Origin of the sequence: Shewanella sp. A32, from assembly GCF_029167175.1 — a bacterium.
Lineage (GTDB): Bacteria > Pseudomonadota > Gammaproteobacteria > Enterobacterales > Shewanellaceae > Shewanella > Shewanella yunxiaonensis.
Window position 1 is genome coordinate 99929 of the sequence record NZ_JARFTS010000009.1, and the last position, 19273, is coordinate 119201.

Consider the following 19273-nt stretch of genomic DNA (forward strand, 5'->3'; position numbering starts at 1 on the left):
GGAAGTAAACTGGGCAATAGCATTAAGAGGAGGCGATTTAATTAGTCGCAGTTAAAATTTAGCGATTTACCTCACATCACTGAAACGACAAATCCATTGATGTTAACAACCATAGTGGCCGTTTATAAAACGCTAACATTCCAAAGCTTACAGCACTTCGATACGATTTCTGCCGTTATCCTTTGCCAGATACAAGGCTTTATCGGCGCGACTGAGTAATTCCGATAGACTTTCACCATGACGGTACTGCGTCAGACCAAAGCTCGCTGTCTTATTACCGACTTCAGAAAAATCAAAATGATTAATCTTTTCCTGCAATAATGCCGCAACGGTGGTGGCCTGTGCGATATCGGTATGAGGCAATAAGATGACAAACTCTTCGCCACCGATACGACCGACATGATCCTGATGTCGAACATTATTGAGCAGCAAATTAGCAAAGCTCACTAATACGCTGTCACCCACAGCATGCCCGTGCGTATCATTTACTGTCTTAAAATGATCAATGTCGAGCATGATCAGTGACATCGGATAATGATGCTGACGAATCAATGTGGTTTCGCATTCGTAAAGTTCGGCAATTTTGGCGCGGTTCCATAGTGCAGTCAAACCATCACTACTCGCGCTATGTGCCAGTGTTCGTTGCTGCATATATAAGGTTTTATTCGCCTGCTCCTGCACCACAGCATTTACCACCCCGAACAAATAAGCCGACATCAGCCACAACATATGCAATGCGTAGAACTCGCCATTAACACCTTTTACCAGCGTTATCAGCACCACAATCGACACCGAGATCGACGCAGAAATTGCAGCATAGCGTAGTGTTAATCCGGATATCGCGAACGTCCAGACAACATTCAAGTAAATCTCTGGTGAGAAAAAAGCGAAACGAGGTGAATCAATATTGAACAAAAGATTGGAAAGAAGCGCGGTAATTGGTGCAATGACCAATAACGTCCGCATAACCTGATGCAATTTCGGATAATAGGTCAAGCCACCAATCACTAATAATGATATGGGAATCAGCACACCATGCACCATCCAACGTAAAGTGGGATGAGACAGTGTCAAATCGCTTTCCAGCAGCGCATACAGTCCATAAAGCAACGCGGTGACAAAAGCAATATAACGAATTTGCTGGGTTTTGGATTGTAAATGCCACTGCTGAAAATCCATTTGATGAGGATCCAGCAAGCAAAGTTTATCTGATGAGGGTGTCAACAAATGTCTGAGTCCTGACCGGTGTTATGCTAACGGCGCCGCCCGGTTTACATTACAGATGACGGTAACTTGCCAAATGTACATGACTTATTGCCATTTGCAAATGCCAAGACTGCCAGGCTCACCGTTTCATTAGTCAAACTGACAAGCACTACTGCCGAAAGGTGCCACCTGAAATTCCGGTAATGTTTCTGCTTGCGCAGATAAAGCTGCCAAATGTGGAAAATCAGCCGCAAGGACAACGTCAGGTAACATCTGTTGACTGAAATACCAAGCGACGGCAATTGAAACGCCGGCTAAATCCGCATTGTCACTGGTCATAGTTATTGGGTGTTCAGCCAGCAATTGCTCTAGCACTTCGTACGCCGATAACAGCTGACTAATCACGCGTTGCGACCAGGCATCGTACTGCTTTTCCACCGGCCGCAACTTACGCTCATAAACCAGCTGTACGCTTTTTTCACAGGCCGCCAACGCCAGCCCCAATTGCTGCAACTGTCGTTTTAACAGTGTTGGTTCTTCAGCCAAAAGCTTTCTTGCCGGGGCGATGGCAGTGGCATATTGCAGGATCAGCGTCGAATCCATCAATGCAGTGCCATCATCGCATATCAACGTCGGCGCTTTGACCACGGGGTTGAGCTGAGCAAACGCTTCGAAAGTACTGAACACGGATAACGGCTGATGTTCAAACTTAATACCCAATAGCTGTAGAGAAATTGCCACGCGCCGTACAAAAGGTGAATCCAGCATTCCGATGAGTTTCATAAGTCAACGTCTGATTGAGAAATAGAGATGTCATTCTGCGCCATCAACATTTTCAGTCAAGACTGATTTCAACAGGTTATAAAATGTTACCTATTTTTAATGGCGTTGAATCGATAATGCCGTTTAACTCTTAATACGAAAGTTTTACAAAATAACAAACACATGGTGAACCGAATGAAATCCATATTGCCTCTAGCGCTCTGCGCCAGCTTTTCAGTCATGGCCGCAGAACCAGCCTGGGTAACGACCAGCAATCAGTATGCGATAGAGGTGCTGCAAAAATTTGCCGAGGTAAATCCTGAGAATGGTTCCGAGATCGGCATTGAAGCCTATGACAGCAAGGCCTCTAACCTCAGTTTGGCTGCCGAAAAACACGCAATGGAAGTCATACAGCAAGAGATTACAAAACTCCGCGCTGCTGAGAAAAAGGAAAGCGACACCCGAGTACAGCAGGATCTGCAAATCATGCTCGATACGTTGCAGCGCGAAGTGGATTCAACGGCCCTTTCCGACCAATATGAGTTGCCTTTTTACAATGTGGGCGAAAAAGTATTTGGCGGTATTCAGACCCTGTTGGATGACAGAAACAGCCAAACCCGCATGCAAAAAGCCGTGGCTCGTCTCAACGCTTACGCAGGGCTGGATGGTTCAGCAAATATCGCCGCACAAGCCAAAGAACGTACCGAGCAAGCGCTGGGGAACCCGCATTTAACCGCGCCTTATTATCGAGAAGTACAACAAGCCATCGACAATACACCTAAGTTTATCGATGGTATCAAGCAACTATTTAACGATCACAAATTAGAAGGATGGCAACCAGGATTTGAAAAATTGGCGGCGCAGCTAACCGACTATCAGCAATGGCTGCAAACGAAGATTCTGCCGATTGCGCGCAAGTCCAACGTCATGCCTGAAGTGTTATACAGTAACGCGTTGAAAAATGACGGTGTGGATATGCCGCCTCGAGAGCTTATCCAACGGGCACTGTTTGAATACGCTGAAATTCGCGATGAAATGCAGACAGTTGCGACCGATGTTGCCAAAGCACGAGGTTTTAAAAATGACGATTACCGCTATGTGATCCATCAGTTGCAAAAAGAACAGGTTACCGGTGACGAGGTGCTCCCTTTCTTTAAGCAACGCCTGGCAGATATCGAAAAAATTGTTAAAGCACATGATATTGTTACTTTACCTCAGCGCCCCGCCAATATTCGAGTGGCTTCCGCTGCGGAAACTGCAGCATTACCCGCGGCACACATGAATCCGCCAAGATTAGTCGGCAATACCGGAGAATATGGCGAGTTTGTTTTGCCAATGATCGAGCCGGGCAAAGCTCCCAAAGTGACCGACTTTACCAGTAAAGCCTTTTCCTGGACGCTGACCGTGCATGAAGCACGTCCGGGTCATGAATTGCAGTTTTCCAATATGGTCGAACAGGGTGTTTCGATGGCCCGCGCTATCTTCGCCATGAATAGTGCGAATGCTGAAGGTTGGGCACTGTATGCTGAAGCGATCATGAAACAATATCTGCCTAAAGATGGTCAGTTGTTTTCGCTACAAGCGCGCCAGCAACGTGCCGCTCGAGCATTTCTGGATCCGATGTTAAATCTGGGCATGATCAGTCCTGAAGATGCCAAAAAAGTTCTGACGGATGGCGTTGTGTTATCTGATGCTTTTGCGCAGCAGGAGATTGATCGCTACACCTTTAAAATGCCAGGACAAGCGACTTCTTATTTTTATGGTTATATGAACCTCAGGGAATTACGCGTCGCAACTGAGATCAAGTTAAAAGACAAGTTCAATCAAAAGGCCTTCCACGATTTCATTCTTAAGCAAGGGCTATTACCCCCAAAATTGCTGAAAAAGGCTGTCGAAGAGGAATTCATTCCCAGCGTTCAGTAAAACTGTTCGGCGCAGCTTTCATGGCTGCGCCTTACCCATCGATTTGCCTAACACGCTGGTCACAGCAAACTCACCCCGCTCCACTACACTTGAAATATCACCTCTTTCTGCGGAGGCACTATGTTACGAGTCATGGATTTAGATCATCTGGTGTTACTGTGCAGTGATATTGAAATTATGCTCGATTTCTATGGACGGGTACTTGGCGCACAACTAGAACGTCAGACACAACACCCACCGTTATGGCAACTGCGACTCGGCAACGTACTGATCGACTTACAACGCCGAGACCAGGCTGACAAAGGTGTTAATGTCGAACATTTTTGTCTTAACATTGCCGAGATTGACGAATCATTAGTGGTGGATTTTTTACACCGCCAAGGCGTAATGTTTGAGCCGTTCAGTGAAAAATACGGCGCTCGCGGCTACAGTCGTTCGCTATATATGTATGATCCGGAAGACAACAAAATCGAATTAAAAATACTGTCAGGCAGCCAGAAATAGCCTCGACGCTATTCCTGGCATCCGCGCCCTATACGGCTTTCAGTTGATTGAGAATGCGTTTTTCTGAGATTGGATACGCAGTGCCCAGCGTCTGTGCAAAACAGCTGACCCGATATTCTTCCAGCATCCAGCGGACTTCAGCGAGCGTCTCAGGCACCGCCTGTGACTTAGGTAATTTCGCCAGTGTCGCCTGGTATTCCGCGGTGGCATTATGAATGCTGAGTAAATGCAGTTTGTCGCGATTTGGGTCAACCGGCAGTTTATCCAGTCGAATTTCAATCGCCTTCAGATATCGGATGACATCCGCTAACCGTTTCCATCCGGTCGCTTCCACAAAACCTTTAAACACCAACTGCTCTAACTGGCTTTGAATATCACTCATGGCAAAGGCAATATTGAGGCTGATTTTGCCCTTGAGACGTTTACGGATACGTTGATGGGTGGTAAGGATTTCTTCCACCTTCAGCGCAATGCTTTCGGCAGTACTGTTCAGTTCCTGCCGCACAATGTCCCTTGCCTGCGCAAACGCGGCAGGTGAACGTACATCCAATACCTGTTCATCCAGGATCTGCTGCACGGCTGCATGGATAATGTCATCTATCAATAACTGCACCTGACCAAATGGATTAAAATACATTGCCAGCTTAGCTTTGTTCGGCAATGCCTGTTGCAGGTGCTTCACTGGTGACGGGATATTGATCAGCAACAGTTTCCGCACGCCTTGCCGATGCAGGGATTGCGCCTGCTGTTCGTCATCAAATAATTTGATGGCAACACTGTCACCTTCATCCACCAGCGCCGGAAACGCCTTCACTTCATAACTGCCGCGGCGGCGTTGATACTCTTTTGGTAGCTCACCAAAACTCCATTCGGTCAGCGCCTGTTGTTCAATACCTTTATCCGCTACCTGACGGATAGCCAGTTTCACCTGGCCTTGTAGTGCAGCTTTCAACTCATCGAGACTGCGACTTTGCGCAATGAGTTTGCCCTGATCATTCTCAATTTTGAAATTGATATTCAGATGGGGCGGCAGCGTTGTAACATCAAAATCTTCTGGTGCGACCTTGGTGCCGCTCATGCGTAGTAACTGCCGGCACAAACTCTCTAATAGTGGCTGCGCTAGCGGTTTCATGGCTTGCACACAGGCACGAGCATAATCAGGCGCGGGCACAAAATTGCGCCTGAGTGGTTTCGGTAAAGATTTGATCAGGGCGACGCATTTTTCTTCTCTCAGCCCAGGCACCTGCCATTCAAAGTCTTTATCTTCAATCTGATTCAGCAGCGCCACTGGAATATGCAACGACACACCGTCATCTTCTTCACCCGGCTCAAAGCGATAACTCAAAGGTAAAGTCAGCTTGTCCTGCTGCCAGCTATCGGGGAAATCCAGTGCCGACACATGGGTATCGTCGCGCTGCATCAGCAATTCACGACTGAAATTCAGTAACTCCGGAGTAAGCTGTTGCTGTTGACGCCACCACTTATTGAACAGTGGCAGATTGAAGATCCCGGCCGGAATCCGCTCATCATAGAAAGCGAATAAGGTATCTTCATCGACCAGAATATCGCGTCGCCGTGATTTATGTTCCAGCGACTCCACTTCTTCAAGCAGTGCCAGATTCTGTTTATAGAAGACGTCGGTGAGATGTAACTGCCCTTCGGCCAGGCCGCTGCGGATAAAAATCTGCCGCGCTTCTATCGGTTGTACGGGCCCAAACTGCACCTTACGGCGGTTGACTACTGTCAGGCCATATAACACCTGGTTTTCCAGTGCAATGACCGAACCCTGTTTGGCTTCAAAATGCGGTTCTACATAGTGTTTTTTAATCAGATGGGCAGCTAACGATTCCAGCCATTCCGGTTCTATCGCCGCACAACTACGGGCGAACAAGCGTGAAGTCTCGGTGAGTTCGGCGGCCATCACCCATTTCGGGCCTTTTTTCGCTAATGGTGAGCCGGGGAAAATATAGAACTTACGGTTACGGGTGCCCTGATACTCGTTATTCTGATCTTTAAAACCAATGTGACTCAGCAGCCCAGACAGCAACGCCTGATGCAACGGATCATAACTTGCGGGCTCACTGTTTAGCCGCCATTTTAAATCATGGACGCTCTGCCGCAGCTGCGCATACAGATCCTGCCACTCGCGGATCCGCAAGTACGACAGATACTCGTCCTTCATCTGCTTGCGGAACTGATTACCGGACAACTGCTGTTGCTGCTCTTTAAGGTAATTCCATAAATTGAGTAATGCGACAAAGTCAGATTTCTTATCCACAAAGCGATTATGCGCTTCATCAGCCGCCTGTTTTTTGTCCATTGGCCGTTCGCGCGGATCCTGAATCGACAAGGCAGCGACAATCACCATGACTTCCTGCAAACAACCGAGCTTATTGGCTTCCAGCACCATGCGTGCCAGCCGTGGATCGACCGGAATTGTCGCTAATTCATGTCCCTGTCGGGTTAGCCGCAAATGACCTTTGTAGCGCTCGACCGCTTGCAGTTCTTCCAACAGCAGGAAACCATCACGAATATTGCGTTCATCCGGCGGTTGGATGAATGGAAAGCCACCAATATCCCCCAGGCCGATAGCTAACATTTGTAAGATTACTGACGCCAGATTGGTGCGCAGAATTTCCGGATCGGTAAACTGCGGGCGGTTATTAAAATCGTCCTGCGCATACAACCGGATACAGATACCAGGGCCGACACGACCACAACGCCCCTGACGCTGATTGGCACTTGCCTGAGAAATCGGCTCAATTGGCAATCGCTGTACTTTGGTGCGATAACTGTAGCGGCTAATTCTGGCAGTACCGGGATCGATAACATAGCGGATGCCGGGCACCGTCAATGATGTTTCTGCCACGTTAGTGGCGAGCACAATGCGACGGCCAATATGCGATTTGAATACTTTGGATTGCTCACCGTAAGACAGACGTGCATACAACGGCAAAATCTCAGTATCTCGCAAGTTGCGCTTATTCAGTTGATCCGCCACGTCACGGATTTCGCGCTCACCATTAAGGAATACCAGAATGTCGCCAGGACCTTCAGCGGTAAGTTCATCGACTGCGTGAAAAATCCCTTCCATCAGGTCAAGATCTTCATCTTCATCACGCAGCAGCGGCCGGTAACGAGTTTCCACGGGATAAGTACGGCCACTCACTTCTACCACGGGAGCGTTATTAAAATGACGCGAGAAACGCTCCACATCAATGGTGGCGGAGGTAATGATCAGCTTGAGATCCGGGCGTTTAGGCAGGATCTGTTTCATATAGCCGAGAATGAAATCGATATTAAGGCTGCGCTCATGCGCCTCATCGATGATTAAACAGTCGTACTGCGACAGCCATTTATCGGAGGCCAGTTCCGCCAGCAAGATACCGTCGGTCATCAGCTTGATATAAGAATCACTAGACACGGCATCAGCAAACCGCACTTTGAAGCCGACGGCCTGCCCTAATTCCGTTTGCAGCTCCTCTGCGACCCGCGACGCAACGCTGCGGGCAGCCAGACGCCTCGGCTGAGTATGTCCGATAATACCACGGCTACCGAATCCCAATTCGAGGCAGATTTTCGGCAATTGTGTGGTTTTACCGGAACCGGTTTCTCCGGCGACAATCACCACCTGATGATTGATGATGGCAGACGCAATCTCATCACGCTTTTGCGATACCGGCAGTTCCTCTGGATAGTGGATTTTCGGCCGATGTTGCAAACGCTGTTGTACCCGTTCGAAGGCTGCCTGAGCCTGTTCTGCTAACTCTGCCAATTTGGCGGCTTTGACTGTTTCATCCTGCTGATGTTGCAGTTTAGCCAAGGCACGACGAATACCCGCGGCATCGGCTTGAAAGCACTGCGCCAGATATTCTCGGGAAAGTGGGGACAACTTGCGATTCAAAACAATAACATCCAGTAAATGGAAAACGGCGATCCTAGCAAGGATACGCCGTTTTGGATACGGTTTGTAAATCTCGTTATGTAACTGCTGGCTTTATCGACAATCAGGCGGGAGTCTTATAACAATGTTCGGTGTAACTGCGAATAGCTGACAGCACATTGAAACGGTCAATCACCCCAACCACCTGCCCGTTTTCGACCACAGGATAGATTTTAGGCTTCTGCCCCAGCATCTGTTCTGCCAGTAACAATACGCTGTGGTCAGGATTAACCCACAACACATCAGTACGCATACGGTCTTTCACCAGGTCAGCTAAATCACAGTAATAGCTGCTTTTCAGCATAGCCGCCATGCAATCTTGTTGTGAGAGGAAGCCCACCAACTGGCCATTTGCCGCCACAACCGGTGCTCCGGCCTTATGTTGGTTGAGCAGATGATCTACTGCTTCGGCTATGGTCATCTCCGGCGATAACAACACCGGTTTACGATCCATATGGTCACTGACTTTGATATCCATTACATTTTCCCCAAAGATGAAAGTTTACTTTTTAAGTGTAGTAGTGATTCAGAGCTCGGGGGAAACGCGAATAGTCGATTGCCTTAATTAGTTTTTACTGATCACGCCAGATCATCACTAACGGCTCTTCACCGTTTTTACGGCTGGCGCGATACATGCCTTCAGTGTTGAACGGCGTGGCGATGTTACCTCGTTGGTCAAGTGCAATAACGCCGCCAGTGCCACCAGCGCTAACCAGTCGCTGGTTAATCACTTCGTCTGCCGCTTCAATAATCGATTTATGCAGATACTTCACCCGGGCACAGATATCGCCCGTCACATGGTAACGAATGAAATATTCTCCCCAACCTGTTGCAGATACTGCGCATACGCCATTTTCAGCATAGGTGCCCGCACCAATGATCGGAGAATCACCAATACGACCATAACGTTTGGCGGTCATCCCACCCGTAGACGTTGCCGCAGCGAGATTTCCCTGTTTATCCAGTGCAACAGCCCCCACAGTACCGAACTTGTAATCCAGGTTCTGCGGATTGACTTTGGCTTGATAGTCCTCCTTTTCTGCCGCAGTGATTTTGGCTTTGGCATCCAGCAGTTGCTGGTAGCGATAGTCGGTATCAAAGGTGGTAGCAGGCACTAATGTAAAACCTTGCGTCAATGCAAATTCTTCAGCCCCGGCGCCTGAAAGCATCACATGCTCAGATTTTTCCATCACCGCGCGGGCGAGATCGATAGGATGTTCAATGTGACTCACACCAGCAACAGCACCCGCGTTCATGGTACTGCCATCCATCATCGAGGCATCCATCTCATGTTTGCCATCCCAAGTATATACGGCGCCTTTTCCGGCATTAAAGAGCGGACTGTCTTCCAACACATTGATCGCCGCTTGCACTGCATCAATACTCTTGCCGCCATCATCCAGAACTTTATATCCGGCATTCACGGCTTCGGTAAGCTTGGCGCGGTATTGTTTAAGCTGATCATCGGTTAACTTCGCTTTTGAAATGGTACCCGCGCCGCCATGAATGACGATGGCAAAAGGTGGCTCAGCAGCCATCGCCGGTAATGATGGGACAGCCAGCAGAGCTAATGCTGTCCAGAGTTTTTTTATTTTGGTTTTCATTATTTTGCTTCCACGTTAACAACTACAAACCTTTGTAACGGTTTTGCCTGCTAAAAACAATCTGCTGCTTGCTTGGTAATGGAGCAAAGGTAACAATATCCTATAGGGATAGTGGATAAACGGATTGCATTTTTGTCGGTCAAACGCCTTATTTTTATATGTTTATGGCTGTTAACAGCTGTGACACTAACACTACCGCTGTCATCCTTTGCAACAGCGAAAGAGCTATTGAAGCTACAAATAGACGGTGTTGATGGTGCGCTAAAGCGCAATATTCTTGCGCATCTAGGACCGCTCCCCGAAAACGATGCTCAACGCCGCGCCTGGCTGTTTGATGCCAGCAACAGTGTTCAGGATGCGCTGCAGTCCCTCGGCTACTACCATGGTAAACTTAAACAGCAGCTGGTAGAGAATGACAAGGGCCCCTGGCAGTTAACACTCACTGTGACGCCCGGTGATGTTACCCATATTCAATGGGTCGATATCGTGCTGGATGGAGAGATCCTCAACGATCCGGTGGTCAATCAATGGTTAGATCAAGTATCTATCAGACCTGGTGATAATCTAAATCACGGCAGTTATGAAAGTGTAAAAGCGCAGTTGGCAACGTTGGCTTTGTCGCGTGGTTATTTTGATGGCCACTATACCGTGGCAGAAATCCGCGTTAATCGAGAGCTTAATCTGGCCAAAATTAATTTGCGTTATGACTCAGGGAAACGTTATCACTTTGGTCACATCAGTTTCGAAGGCCAGACTCTTGAAGCAGGTTTTCTGGATAAGTTAGTCCCGTTTGAGCCGAATGCCACCTACAGCGCCCGCCGCTTATCATCGCTAAATCAGCAGCTAGTGGATACCGGCTATTTCGACAGCATAAAGGTGCTGCCCCAGGTGGACAAATTAAGCGATGACCAAGTCCCAGTAAAAGTGGAGTTATCGCCCAAACCCGATCACTCCTTCCAAGTGGGCTTAGGCGCAGATATTGGTAACAGTGCGGGCAGCGAAATCGAACCGCGGGTAAAGTTGATTTGGCGAACACCACAGATCAATCGGTTTGGTCATTTTCAGGAAACCAGTATTGAGTGGTCGCCCGACAGACCCAAGATGTTATTTACCTATACCATTCCATTAAGTCATCCTTTAGATGATCAGCTAAAGCTGCGCTTTGGTCTGCTATGGGATAAATATGGTGTGACCCAAGAGCTCGACAGTGCCACCCAACAGTTCAGTAATACCGGACAATTGGAGTCCCGCAAGCGTTTGATTGGTGTCGGCCGCAATAAACGACTAGGTCATGGTTGGTTATTTAACTATTCGTTAGATGCTCTGCGAGAGCAATATACACAAGCAGATGTCACCTATGATCCGCAGTTCTTTTTGTTTGGTGCCAGCATCAGTAAGACGGTGCGCGGGGATGCGAGTCTCGACCCTAAATCCGGTTACCGGCAACTCTATAGTGTGGCTTATGCCGACCCGACGCTAGGTTCAGATGCGCGCCTCAGTAAGTTTGAGGCACGCTTCAAATGGATTGACACCTTCTTCGATAAACACCGCTTCGTTGCCCGATTAGATCTGGGGCTGAATGTGGTGACAGATAATGATCTGATCTTGGTGCCTCCGTCCTTGCGTTATTTTGCGGGCGGCGATCAAAGTATTCGGGGATACAGTTATCAAGAGCTTGGACCATATCGCGAATTTACTAACAGTGACGGCGTGTTATCGCGTGAAGTGATTGGCGGCCGCTACCTCGCTGTTGGCAGTGTTGAATATCAGTATTACCTGACACCTCAATGGCGTGTTGCCACCTTCGTTGACGCGGGTAATGCCTACGATAACGGGCAAATGGCGCCTATCGTATCGGTTGGTGGCGGTGTTCACTGGATTTCACCTTTGGGGCCAATTAAGTTGGATATCGGATTTGGGGTGCATGACCCAGATATCGACTACCGCCCTTGGCGTATCCACCTGACCATGGGGACTGAACTATGACGGCGGAACATGATGTGCCGAGGAGTTCACCGCGGCCGGAGAAAAGACCCAGAACGACATTATCGAAAACCATCGCTTGGTTAATTCGGCTGCTGGTTTATCTTCCAGTATTGATATTGTTATTAGTGGCGTTACTGGTTGGCACCGGTATTGGCACGCATGTGCTTGTCAAACTCGCAGACTGGTCAGTGCCAGGACTCAATATCAGTTACCAGAGTGGAACTCTTAATAACAAATTGGCGTTAAATAGTGCCTCTTGGCGCATGGCGGGTGTCGATGTTAATGCTGAAAAATTAGTATTGCAGTGGCGCCCTGCCTGCCTGCTACAAGCACAACTTTGCGTGGATGACCTGCATGTCGGTAAAACCCAGGTTAATGTGAATACAGCGGATATTGCGTCAGCGGCAGATGCTGTAGCCGAATCGCCCGCAATTAAGGAGTTACAACTCCCATTCGGGATCCAGCTCAAGAATGGGCAGTTGCAGGATGTGTCGGTGCAAGTCAATGATATGCACTTTGCAGCGACTGACATCAGCCTCAGTGCCGTTTGGCAGCGAACCGGGCTGATGGTAGAAACGCTAAAAGCGCAAGGGTTATCCGCCGACATTCCGTTAAATAGCGAAGATAAAGCGGTTAATGTAACCCATAATACCGTGCAATCCTGGCCTTTAGCCGCGTTGCCCACGGTATCAATGCCGTTTCCGCTTAATGTGCAGTCTGCTGTTCTAAGCGATTCAACCCTGAGTCTTGGTAAGCGCCAGGATAAATTTCCAGGGATCGATTTGCAGGGCAGTTTTATCGGAAATCAAATTTCTATACAACATCTTACGGTTCGTCACGATTATGGTGAAGGTACTCTCCAAGGCGAGCTTGCGTTGTCTGGTGCCTATCCGCTGACCATCCATAGCCATCTGAACATTCAACAGATTCCGCAATTCCCTGGGTTACAGCAACAACAAGTGACCGCAACATTGAGTGGCGATTTCGATTCCCTGCAAGCGGATATCCAACTCCAGGGAGATCAACAGGCAGATATCACTGGCAAAATAGCCTTATCCAAGAGCACCCTGCCCTACGAACTTACCGTAAAACAAGGCCAGTTACATTGGCCGCTTGCGCAACCCCTATATTCAGTCTCTGCCCTCGATTTGCAAAGCCAAGGCTCACTTACTCAACAACACATCAAGGTGAGCGGAAACGTTGATACCCCTTGGGTACAACGAGTGGAACTGAGCAGTGATCTGACTCATCGGCAACAACAGTTAACGCTGACAGCATTTAAAGCGTGGTCTGCAGCCGGACAAGTCACCCTGAAAGGAAACTTGGATTATGCCAAAGGCATTAACTGGCAGGCACAGGTCGGATTGGAAGAACTGAACGCCACTAAAATTACCCTGCCCGCCAATGCGTTTGATATTCCAGAAAGTAGTATCAGCGGCAGCTTCAGCACCGAAGGTTATGTTGACGATAAGCGCTGGCGGGTAGCGGTTAGCAATGCCGACGTTAGAGGTTCAGCCGCTAAAACACCGTTTGTATTAACCGGAAGTGCCGATGTTGATCAACAGTGGCATATTCACAGTAAAGGCTTACAACTGACCGCCTTCAACTCTCATCTTTCCCTTGATGGTAATGCAGGCGATAAATGGGATCTCAACGGTCAATTGTCCATCCCAGAACTGGCGATGTTTTATCCGCTGGCACACGGCAGTATTAATGCTGATATCAACGTGCGTGGGGATGAGCTGCATCCGAAGTTAACACTGAATGGCAATGCCGCCCAACTCAGCTTTAAAGAGTATGCGTTGGACAATGCTAGCATTAACGGTCACTACTTACCTTTAGATCAACATGCGTTCGCCTTACAGCTGATCGGGAAGGCTCTTACCGTAAACAATCAGAAATTTGATCTTCTGACAGTAAAAACTGACGGCGATATCTATCAGCAACAGGTGACGGTTGAGGGTAAAGGCAGCCAAAGTGTCAATGCTAAGCTGGCTAATCAATATGATCCGTCGAAACATCAATTAAAAGCCAAGCTAACCGAATTTTCTTTGGATACCCCGATTGGTTATTGGCAATTACAATATACCGCTTCTCTTGACTGGGATTTATCCAAACGCCGAGGATTATTGTCACCCTTGTGTCTGCAAGCAACGGATAACCTTGTCTGTTTGCAACACCCCGTGAATCTCACAGATAAAGGCCAGGCCGTTATTCATTACGCCGGAACGCCAGCCCCCTTATTAGCCAATGTCTTGCCGGAAGGCATTACTTGGCATGGGCAAGCCAAGATGGATGCCAGTATCAGTTGGCAACCGAAATCCAAGCCAACCGCTGAACTGCTGTTTAATATTGGTTCAGGTCGTCTCACCCTTCCAGACGGGAAGGGAAAGCAAACTGCGATTGATTTTGATGGTGGCTATATCAAAGCCTCGCTAAACCAGCAATCACTGACAACTCAAGTGACATTCACCGCTGGAGATATTCTGCAACTTCACAGTCAATTATCCATCGCGGTTACACCTGAACATGCATTAAAGGGGACGGTGAAAATGCAACGGATCAATCTGCAGCCATTGCAAAAATTGCTCCCCCAATTACAAACACTCACAGGGCTGGTAAATGCAGACGTCAACATTGGCGGGACATTAAATGAACCTCAATTTAGTGGTCAATTACAGGTTGATAATGCTGAACTGGTGAGCACCAGTAACCCAACCGCAATCAAACAACTGCAACTACAGCTGGTATTTGCTGGACAACAAGCCACGGTTGCCAGCCACTGGATAATGGGCGAAGGCAAAGGTCAGATGCAAGGAACAATCCGTTGGACTGATGGTCGATTTACTGGCGATTTGGCAGTGACGGGTAACGATCTGACCATCATCCAACCGCCACTGGCAATCTTAAAAGTATCGCCAAATCTGCAACTGCATGTCACACCACAATTACTTGATGTTAAGGGTAATGTAAGTGTGCCATCCGGCACAATTACCATAGTGCAATTGCCTGATGGGGGCATCAACGTATCGCAAGATGTGGTGTTTGATGACAATATTGCGGCTGCACAAAAGCGGTCACCGCCAATGGCCATCAATGCTGACCTTAGTGTGAATGTCGGCAATAAAGTCGCCATTGATGGCTATGGTCTGAAAGGGATATTGAGCGGCACACTTCGTTTGCAGCAACTCGCCAACAAACCTGCACAGCTATTTGGTAACATCCGCGTTTTAGATGGTAGTTACCGCTTTATGGGACAAACTTTAACCATCACCACCGGTGAGTTGCAGTTTGTCGGACCGCCACAGGTACCTAATCTTAATATCGAAGCTATACGAGAAATCAAAGATGAGGATGTGGTCGCGGGTGTGCGCGTCACCGGAACACCTCGGAAACCTGTGGTCACGCTGTTTTCCAACCCCACCAAAGAGCAGGCTGAGATATTATCCTACATTGTGCAAGGCAAAGGTTATGACGCTAGCCAGAACAACTCTTTGATGCTCAGTGCTGCGATGGCTATTAGTGGTCAGGTATCTGGCGGGGGACAAGCGCTGAGTAATATCGGTAATACTGCTGCGGGATTGGTCGAAAAGTTTGGTTTTTCAAACGTGCAATTGGATACCGATGACGATGGTAAAGTCGCAATCAGTGGATATTTGGGTAAAGACTTGATGCTGAAATATGGTGTTGGCGTATTTACGCCTGGCTATGAAATGACCGTCAGATATTACCTGTTATCAAAACTCTATCTGGAGTCAGTTACCAGTACGGTCGGCCAGTCGCTGGATATCTATTACAGCTTCGATTTGTAATTGCTAACAGCTTATTGCACCGATAAAAAAAGCGCCATCAGGCGCTTTTTCTCAGAAGTGTTACGTATTAAGCGTAAACAAAGTCTACGTGTTCGATGATTGGCTTGAACACGTGACGCTGCATTGCCTGAGCACGCACTTTCACTTCTTTACCGTCAAGCAGAATAGTCAGCTCGCTGGTGTAGAAATCGTCATTAGCCTGGACGTTGATGATATCTTTGTGATCAAAAATGATAGATACGGGTTCTTTACCAGTACCGTAGATAACGCCCGGAACTTTACCCTCACGACGCAGGCGGCGGCTCGAACCTTTCCCAATCTCTGTGCGGGTAGCAGCTGGAATAGTGTAAGACATAAGAATTACTCTCTAGTTAAAAAATAAGCGGCCACCATTTTCGACCAACGGCGGCCTCGTATAAAGCGGGCGGATATTACCACAGCGATAGCAGAGCGACAAGTCAGTATTACCAGTAAAATTACCAGTGACGTACTGGGCCACAATCGATATGCACAAATCCCGATTTTGGATAGTAACCTACGCCACCTAACTTAAGGCTTAATGCAGCGTCTCGTAGGTGCGCGAGCTTCACACTTGGCATGGCGATATCCATTGCCATGCCCGACATATGATAGCTCTTTTTAGCCACGCCACTACTGTGAGACCGCAGCATCGCATTGGTTTTAGGTGAACGGTATCCGGATATTACGTGAACCTCTTCAGAAGTACCCAGTTTCGACTGTAACTGATGCAAATAATCAAACAAGCGCTTATCCATCGGGACTTCAAGATCTTGTCGAAAATCCCTTAGAAGATAATTAAAAGAGGATAAAGTATCGCCTATATACTGACCATCTACCCAATAAACACCATCCTGACGCTCACCGGTATGAATATTATATAAACTGAGAGAACGGCTGCCTTTAGTAGAACGGCTAGCCATGGCTTTTGCGGGAAGAAGGGACATCAACGCCACGCCTCCGAGGCCTTTCAACAACTGCCTGCGGGCAGGACATACTACTGACAATTTAACCACCTTATCTTTCTTAAACGCACGGTAAACGTCCAAAAATTAACCGCTTTCTATAGTTGGGTCAACCATTGATTACGTGAGGTTGTGCATGTTTTGCACAATACTGACCAAGGTAGTAGACCATTTTTCCCCTATTGGCAAATATTTATCTCAATTCTTCAACTGAGGAAAATTTGTGGTAGATATCGTCACGAAACTGCGCCCGTCCCTGTGCGTCAACCCAAGCAGTCCAGTAGACAAGATATACCGCCAATGGTTGTTTGAGCGAGAACCACTGCGTAGTGTGATAATCCTGTTGCATATTGCGCCAGGTACGTTGGTCCTTCACACGGTGCTGCGCTAGCCACTGTGCCAATTCGTCGGCTTTCTCTACCCGGACACAACCCGATGAAAAAGCCCTTTCCGCTTTGGAAAACAGCTGCTTTTCAGGGGTATCATGCAGATAAACATCAAAACTGTTATCAAAATGGAACTTGTAGCGGCCCAGCGCACTATGACGGCCCGGTTGCTGAACTAATCGATAAGGGAAAGGCCCTCGCGCTAATTGTTGCCACTCGGCAGCAGTTTGACTCACCACCTTGCCCTCAGCATCATAGGCCAGGAAATCTCTGTCACGCAGATAATTACCATCTTTACGAATATGTGGTAATACATCTTTACGCAACAGGCTACGAGGCACGTGCCAACCCGGATTCAGCACTATGCTGGAAATGCGGCTTTGCAACAGCGGTGTCTGTCGGTAAGGTAGGCCGACGATTACCTTTGATTGCATGACGGATTTTCCCGCATCCACCAGCGACAACTCATAGGCAGGAACATTGACCAGAATATAGCTATCGGGTAATTGCTGACGATAAATGGTCTCTGAGACAAATTGTTGTGCCAGGATTGTCGCTCGTTGTTGAGGCGTAACATTCAGCCACCGCAGAGTTTGTGGCCCGATTACCGCGTCGACCTTTAAACCATGTCGTGCCTGAAAATGTTTAACTGCGATGGCCAGTTCCTCCGAATAGTCATACACATTGGTTTGAGGTTCTTGTAGATCACCAAGCCATAGTAAGCGCTGTGCTATCTGAGGAATAACCGCGTGGTTATCACCGGGACGCAACCATCCTTTAGGTACGATCTCTGGCCAAGGTTGATTTTTTAACCACAACAGATATTGAATGCGATTTAGCGTCAGTTGATACTCTTGACGTTGAGGCTCCAATGCGATTGCACGCTGCAGCGGAGTTGCACTTTCCGGCAACGACGCAAACGGTAAGCTGACGCCCTGCTGTTGCCAAAAAGCGGCAATCTCTTGCTCCGCGTTAGATAATTGTCCGGAGGGCACCACAGATGACGATGTCTGCTGTAACTGCTGCAAGCTAAGTCGCAATGCAGCTTGATCTGGCAATAGTGAAAGCATCTGCAACTGACCAGTTAAGGTTTGCAATGCCATTTCATTACTACTGCCGGCCCGAACATTTTGTGTGATCAGGCATAACAACAATAAAGGCCAGTACCAATATTCCTTCATAACTTGCCCTCCAGTGTTACTAAAGTATGGCAAAGCCTGATGAAATTTTGTGGCAATAAGCAAATTTGCAGCAGACGACAACTGCAGAAAAACTTTTTAAAGGGAGAAAACGGAGCAAGTATAATTAAATGGAGGCGCGACCCGGAGTCGAACCGAGGTCCACGGATTTGCAATCCGCTGCATGACCACTCTGCCATCGCGCCTTTTTTTGGAGCGACATACCGGGTTCGAACCGGTGACCTATACCTTGGCAAGGTATCGCTCTACCAACTGAGCTAATGTCGCACTAGATACTGTAAAAGCCTTGCGCTTTCACGGGTTGGCATTCTACTGGTTTACCTTTGACTGTCAACGCAGAAATCAGCGATAAGCGGCTGTATGAGCACTAATTAATCTTATCTGCGCAGTTTCGTGTCATAGCTCACATCAAGCGGCAGTCAAATCTTTCCAAGCCGCCTGAATATAATTCATCATTGACCAGAAAGTGAGTATGGCTGCGATATATAGCAGAACATAAGCGGTTGTCACCATAATCGGCCCAGTCTGCCAAATCAATCCAATAATCGCCACCATCTGCGCTGCAGTCTTATATTTACCAATCCAAGAAACTGCAACAATGCCGCGCTTACCTATTTCAGCCATCCATTCACGCAAAGCTGAAATCACTATTTCTCGGCCTATCATGAATAACGCCGGCAGTGTCAGCCACGCGGTATTGTATTCTTCGACTAACAACACCAACGCCGTTGTCACCATCAGCTTATCGGCAACCGGATCGAGGAATGCGCCAAAGCGCGTTGACTGCTGTAACTTTCTGGCGGCATAGCCATCAAGTGCATCGGTAATCGCTGCTAACCAGAAGATAAATGCCGCCAAAAAATGCATCCAGTGGTACGGCAAATAAAACACCAATACAAACACTGGTAACAGGAACAACCTGAACCAGGTCAAGGCGATAGGGAGATTGAAAGGCATGATAAAAC

Annotated in this window: 13 protein-coding genes and 2 tRNA genes; 4 read left to right on the forward strand and 11 right to left on the reverse strand. The window is 48.0% G+C overall.

What is annotated here, in order from left to right:
* Positions 1–147 precede the first annotated feature (147 nt).
* Positions 148–1179, reverse strand: a complete 1032-nt coding sequence (locus PY479_RS09110; protein WP_275483562.1) for a GGDEF domain-containing protein — start codon at positions 1177–1179, stop codon at positions 148–150.
* A gap of 177 nt (positions 1180–1356) precedes the next feature.
* Positions 1357–1989: a glutathione S-transferase gene (locus tag PY479_RS09115; RefSeq protein ID WP_275483563.1), complete on the reverse strand. Its 633-nt coding sequence runs from the start codon at positions 1987–1989 to the stop codon at positions 1357–1359.
* Between the two features lie 174 nt (positions 1990–2163).
* Here PY479_RS09115 and PY479_RS09120 point away from each other — a divergent pair, with 174 nt between their 5' ends.
* A complete protein-coding gene (locus PY479_RS09120; RefSeq protein ID WP_275483564.1) occupies positions 2164–3891 on the forward strand; it encodes a DUF885 domain-containing protein in 1728 nt (575 codons plus the stop codon).
* Between the two features lie 120 nt (positions 3892–4011).
* Entirely contained in the window at positions 4012–4395 is a 384-nt protein-coding gene (locus PY479_RS09125; RefSeq protein ID WP_275483565.1) for a VOC family protein, read from the forward strand.
* 28 nt (positions 4396–4423) lie between these two features.
* Here the strand turns inward: PY479_RS09125 and hrpA are convergent, their stop codons facing one another.
* From hrpA to PY479_RS09140, 3 genes are all read right to left on the reverse strand, one after another.
* Positions 4424–8305 carry an ATP-dependent RNA helicase HrpA gene (hrpA, locus tag PY479_RS09130; RefSeq protein ID WP_275483574.1) on the reverse strand — a complete coding sequence of 1294 codons (3882 nt, stop codon included), beginning with the start codon at positions 8303–8305 and terminating at the stop codon, positions 4424–4426.
* 97 nt (positions 8306–8402) lie between these two features.
* Positions 8403–8816: a CBS domain-containing protein gene (locus PY479_RS09135; RefSeq protein ID WP_212596373.1), complete on the reverse strand. Its 414-nt coding sequence runs from the start codon at positions 8814–8816 to the stop codon at positions 8403–8405.
* Positions 8817–8910: 94 nt separating this feature from the next.
* The gene (locus tag PY479_RS09140; RefSeq protein ID WP_275483575.1) at positions 8911–9876 is read right to left on the reverse strand and encodes an isoaspartyl peptidase/L-asparaginase; all 966 of its coding nucleotides are present in this window, start codon (positions 9874–9876) and stop codon (positions 8911–8913) included.
* Between the two features lie 246 nt (positions 9877–10122).
* On the opposite strand from PY479_RS09140, the gene PY479_RS09145 reads away from it, so the two are divergent.
* Both PY479_RS09145 and PY479_RS09150 read left to right on the forward strand, forming a co-directional pair.
* Complete coding sequence (locus PY479_RS09145) at positions 10123–11928, forward strand: autotransporter assembly complex family protein (protein WP_275483566.1); 1806 nt, start codon at positions 10123–10125, stop codon at positions 11926–11928.
* Positions 11925–15740 carry a translocation/assembly module TamB domain-containing protein gene (locus tag PY479_RS09150; protein ID WP_275483567.1) on the forward strand — a complete coding sequence of 1272 codons (3816 nt, stop codon included), beginning with the start codon at positions 11925–11927 and terminating at the stop codon, positions 15738–15740. Before PY479_RS09145 ends, PY479_RS09150 begins: the two co-directional genes overlap by 4 nt.
* 67 nt (positions 15741–15807) lie before the next feature.
* Here the strand turns inward: PY479_RS09150 and rplY are convergent, their stop codons facing one another.
* From rplY to pgsA, 6 genes are all read right to left on the reverse strand, one after another.
* Positions 15808–16095, reverse strand: a complete 288-nt coding sequence (rplY, locus tag PY479_RS09155) for a 50S ribosomal protein L25 (protein WP_212596370.1) — start codon at positions 16093–16095, stop codon at positions 15808–15810.
* Between the two features lie 121 nt (positions 16096–16216).
* Positions 16217–16765 (reverse strand): DUF882 domain-containing protein, encoded by a 549-nt coding sequence (locus tag PY479_RS09160; RefSeq protein ID WP_275483568.1) that lies wholly within the window; start codon positions 16763–16765, stop codon positions 16217–16219.
* A gap of 151 nt (positions 16766–16916) precedes the next feature.
* The gene (locus PY479_RS09165) at positions 16917–18290 is read right to left on the reverse strand and encodes a L,D-transpeptidase family protein (protein WP_275483569.1); all 1374 of its coding nucleotides are present in this window, start codon (positions 18288–18290) and stop codon (positions 16917–16919) included.
* A 129-nt stretch (positions 18291–18419) separates the two neighbouring features.
* Positions 18420–18493, reverse strand: a tRNA-Cys gene (locus PY479_RS09170).
* Between the two features lie 6 nt (positions 18494–18499).
* Positions 18500–18575 (reverse strand) — tRNA-Gly (locus PY479_RS09175).
* 141 nt (positions 18576–18716) lie between these two features.
* On the reverse strand, positions 18717–19265 hold the full coding sequence (gene pgsA / locus PY479_RS09180) for a CDP-diacylglycerol--glycerol-3-phosphate 3-phosphatidyltransferase (RefSeq protein ID WP_212596367.1): 549 nt from the start codon (positions 19263–19265) through the stop codon (positions 18717–18719).
* Positions 19266–19273 lie beyond the last annotated feature (8 nt).

Bases quoted from the DNA above. Each gene is read 5' to 3' on its own strand.
- PY479_RS09110 (WP_275483562.1), bottom strand. From the start codon at position 1,179: ATGGATTTTCAGCAGTGGCATTTACAATCCAAAACCCAGCAAATTCGT.
- PY479_RS09115 (WP_275483563.1), bottom strand. From the start codon at position 1,989: ATGAAACTCATCGGAATGCTGGATTCACCTTTTGTACGGCGCGTGGCA.
- PY479_RS09120 (WP_275483564.1), top strand. From the start codon at position 2,164: ATGAAATCCATATTGCCTCTAGCGCTCTGCGCCAGCTTTTCAGTCATG.
- PY479_RS09125 (WP_275483565.1), top strand. From the start codon at position 4,012: ATGTTACGAGTCATGGATTTAGATCATCTGGTGTTACTGTGCAGTGAT.
- PY479_RS09135 (WP_212596373.1), bottom strand. From the start codon at position 8,816: ATGGATATCAAAGTCAGTGACCATATGGATCGTAAACCGGTGTTGTTA.
- PY479_RS09140 (WP_275483575.1), bottom strand. From the start codon at position 9,876: ATGGCTGCTGAGCCACCTTTTGCCATCGTCATTCATGGCGGCGCGGGT.
- PY479_RS09150 (WP_275483567.1), top strand. From the start codon at position 11,925: ATGACGGCGGAACATGATGTGCCGAGGAGTTCACCGCGGCCGGAGAAA.
- rplY (WP_212596370.1), bottom strand. From the start codon at position 16,095: ATGTCTTACACTATTCCAGCTGCTACCCGCACAGAGATTGGGAAAGGT.
- PY479_RS09165 (WP_275483569.1), bottom strand. From the start codon at position 18,290: ATGAAGGAATATTGGTACTGGCCTTTATTGTTGTTATGCCTGATCACA.
- pgsA (WP_212596367.1), bottom strand. From the start codon at position 19,265: ATGCCTTTCAATCTCCCTATCGCCTTGACCTGGTTCAGGTTGTTCCTG.